Source organism: Streptomyces sp. UNOC14_S4 (genome assembly GCF_020740835.1).
Taxonomy (GTDB): Bacteria; Actinomycetota; Actinomycetes; order Streptomycetales; family Streptomycetaceae; genus Streptomyces.
Genome location: NZ_JAINFC010000743.1, coordinates 1 through 2,706 on the forward strand (window position 1 = coordinate 1; position 2,706 = coordinate 2,706).

Annotated in this window: 3 protein-coding genes and 1 pseudogene; all 4 read right to left on the reverse strand. The window is 67.9% G+C overall.

The annotated features are described in order from the left end of the window. Positions 1 to 186: pseudogene (locus K6I34_RS35190) on the reverse strand (branched-chain amino acid ABC transporter permease); the annotation flags it as partial. Between the two features lie 100 nt (positions 187 to 286). Further along, on the reverse strand, positions 287 to 1,519 hold the full coding sequence (locus tag K6I34_RS35195) for a branched-chain amino acid ABC transporter substrate-binding protein (RefSeq protein WP_229332098.1): 1,233 nt from the start codon (positions 1,517 to 1,519) through the stop codon (positions 287 to 289). A 252-nt stretch (positions 1,520 to 1,771) separates the two neighbouring features. Next, on the reverse strand, positions 1,772 to 2,227 hold the full coding sequence (locus K6I34_RS35200) for a PaaI family thioesterase (protein ID WP_229332099.1): 456 nt from the start codon (positions 2,225 to 2,227) through the stop codon (positions 1,772 to 1,774). A gap of 107 nt (positions 2,228 to 2,334) precedes the next feature. Beyond that, positions 2,335 to 2,706: molybdopterin dinucleotide binding domain-containing protein (locus K6I34_RS35205; RefSeq protein WP_275127221.1), on the reverse strand; the 372-nt coding region annotated here is incomplete at its 5' end.

Consider the following 2,706-nt stretch of genomic DNA (forward strand, 5'->3'; position numbering starts at 1 on the left):
TGGGGTGCTGCCGGGGAGCCAGAGGTGGATGGTGAGGGCGCCGAAGCCCCCGATCATGACGATCTCGCCGTGGGCGAAGTTGATGAGCTGGACGATGCCGTAGACCATGGTGTACCCGATGGCGATGAGGCCGTAGAGGGCACCGAGGGCGAGACCGCTGACCAGCGTTTGCGGCAGTTGGTGCACCGCGGTCCTCCGATGGGTGTCGGAATGCGGGCCGCGCGAGGGCGTGGGTTCTCCTCGCGCGGAGTCCTGTGGTGCGGGGTGGGGCGGGGCGCCTGGCGGGTCAGTCCTTGAAGGTGGCGCTCTTGACGGATTTCCAGGCTTTGTTCTGGACCTGGTAGACGGTCAGTTGTTTGTTGGTGGTGTCTCCGTACTGGTCGAAGGAGACTTTGCCGGTGACGCCGTCGAAGGAGATCTTGCCCATGGCTTCGGTGACTTTTCCGCGGGCGTTGGCGGGGAGTTTTCCGTTGTTGTCCTCGACGACTTTTTTGACGGCCTGGACGATGGCCCAGGCTGCGTCGTAGGAGTAGCCGCCGTAGGCGGCGTAGGGGTCCTTGTAGCCTGCGGCGGCGTAGTTCTTGACGAAGGTCTTGGCGGAGTCGAGCTGGTCGACGGGGTAGCCGACGGAGGTGGCGAGGTCGCCGTCGGCGTTCCCGCCCGAGGCGGTGACGAAGGCGGGGTCGTAGATGCCGTCGCCGCCCATGGTGGGGATGCGTGCACCGGCGCTCTTGACCTGGCCGGAGAGGAGACCGCCCTCGGGGTACTGGCCGCCGAAGTAGACGATGTCGGCGCCGGAGTTCTTGACTTTGTTGGCGACGCTGGAGAAGTCGGTCTCCTTGGTGGTGATGTGGTCGGTGCCGACGACCTGGCCGCCGAGGCGTTTGAATTCCTGGGCGAAGATGGAGGAGAGGCCGACGCCGTAGGTTTGTTTGTCGTCGATGACGAAGGCCTTGTTTTTCTTGGCGTCGTCGTGGACGTACTGGGCGGCGAAGCGGCCTTGGATGATGTCGGTGGTGGCGGTGCGGAAGTAGGTCTTGAAGGGGCGTTTCTTCTGGCCGGTGAGCCAGTGGTCGCCCTGGCTGAGTTCGGGGCTGGTGTTGGCGGGGGAGACCTGGGTGAGGTTCGCCCTGTCGAAGACTCCCTGCATGGACTGGGAGACGCCGGAGTTGAGGGGGCCGACGACGCCGAGGACGTTGCTGTCGGCGACGAGGGCGGTGGCGTTCTGCTGACCGGAGGCGGGGACGGCCTGGTCGTCGAGCGGTTCGGTCTTGAAGGTGACGCCCTTGACCTCTTTGGTGTCGTTGGCGGTGCGGACGGCGAGGTCGACGGAGTTCTTGATGCCTTGTCCGAGAGCGGAGAGCGATCCGGTCAGCGGGGCGTCGAGGCCGATGACGACGGTGGCTTTGGAGTTGCCGTTGTCGTCGTTGCCGCCTTTGTCGCGGGAGCCGCATGCGCTGAGGGTGAGGGCTCCGGTGGCGATCGCGGTGGTGAGGACGAGCAAGGAACGGTGTCGCACGGTGGGTCCTTTCCCTGGCGCGGCCTCCGCCGGGCGGCGTGGAAAAGGGTGTGCTGGGTCGGTGTGCGTCGCTGTGCGTCGTGCGCGGGGCCGCCCGGGGTGGTGACTGGCCGTGACTTTAAGGGTGTGCGGCTGCGGCTGGCAGAGGCGAAGGCCCTTATGTGACTGTCTTGTTATGACGGCCGTCACGCAAGGGTCACCTGGGGGTCCGGGGGCGAAGCCCCCGGAAAAACTCCTTACGGCCCCCTGGGGTCAGGCCGCGTCGCGGATGACGCATGTGAGCCGCGCGCTGCAGACGCGTCGGCCCTCCTCGTCGGTGACGGCGATCTCGTAGGTGGCGCTGGTGCGCCCCCGGTGGACGGGGGTCGCGGTGCCGGTGATGAGGCCGGAGCGTACGCCGCGGTGGTGGGTGCAGTTGAGGTCGACGCCGACGGCGATGCGGCCGGGGCCGCCGTGGAGCATGGCGCCGACGGAGCCGAGGGTTTCGGCGAGCACGGCGGAGGCGCCGCCGTGCAGGAGTCCGTAGGGCTGGGTGTTGCCCTCGACGGGGAGGGTGCCCACGACGCGTTCGGGGGAGGCTTCGACGACGGTGAGGCCCATGCGGTCGCCGAGGTGGCCGGCGGAGAAGAGGGTGCGCAGGTCGTGTCCGCTGTCGGCCCATTCGTCGAGGACTGCCTGCGGGAACGTGGTCTGGCTCTGCTCGCCCATGGGTCCGGCTCCGATCGTCCTTGTACGCCTGTGTTGTTGAAGGTCTTATCAGGTGACCCGGTCGGCCGGTCGGCCGGGTCACCCGGTGGTCGGGCGGATCGGGAACGTCAGGCCTGCCGGGCGGCTTCGAGGCGGATGACGAGGGATTTGCTGGCGGGGGTGTTGCTGGTGTCGGCGGTGTGGTCGAGGGGGACGAGGACGTTGGTCTCGGGGTAGTAGGCGGCGGCGCAGCCGCGTGCGGTGGGGTAGTGGACGACGCGGAAGCCGGGGGCGCGGCGTTCGGTGCCGTCGGTCCATTCGCTGACGATGTCGGTGTAGGTGCCGTCGGCGAGGTGGAGTTCGGCGGCGTCGTCGGGGTTGAGGAGGACGACGCGGCGGCCGTTCTTGATGCCGCGGTAGCGGTCGTCGAGGCCGTAGATGGTGGTGTTGTACTGGTCGTGGGAGCGGAGGGTCTGCAGGAGCAGGCGGCCTTCGGGCAC

Coding starts and splice junctions, on each gene's coding strand:
- K6I34_RS35200 (WP_229332099.1), bottom strand. CDS start 2,227: ATGGGCGAGCAGAGCCAGACCACGTTCCCGCAGGCAGTCCTCGACGAA.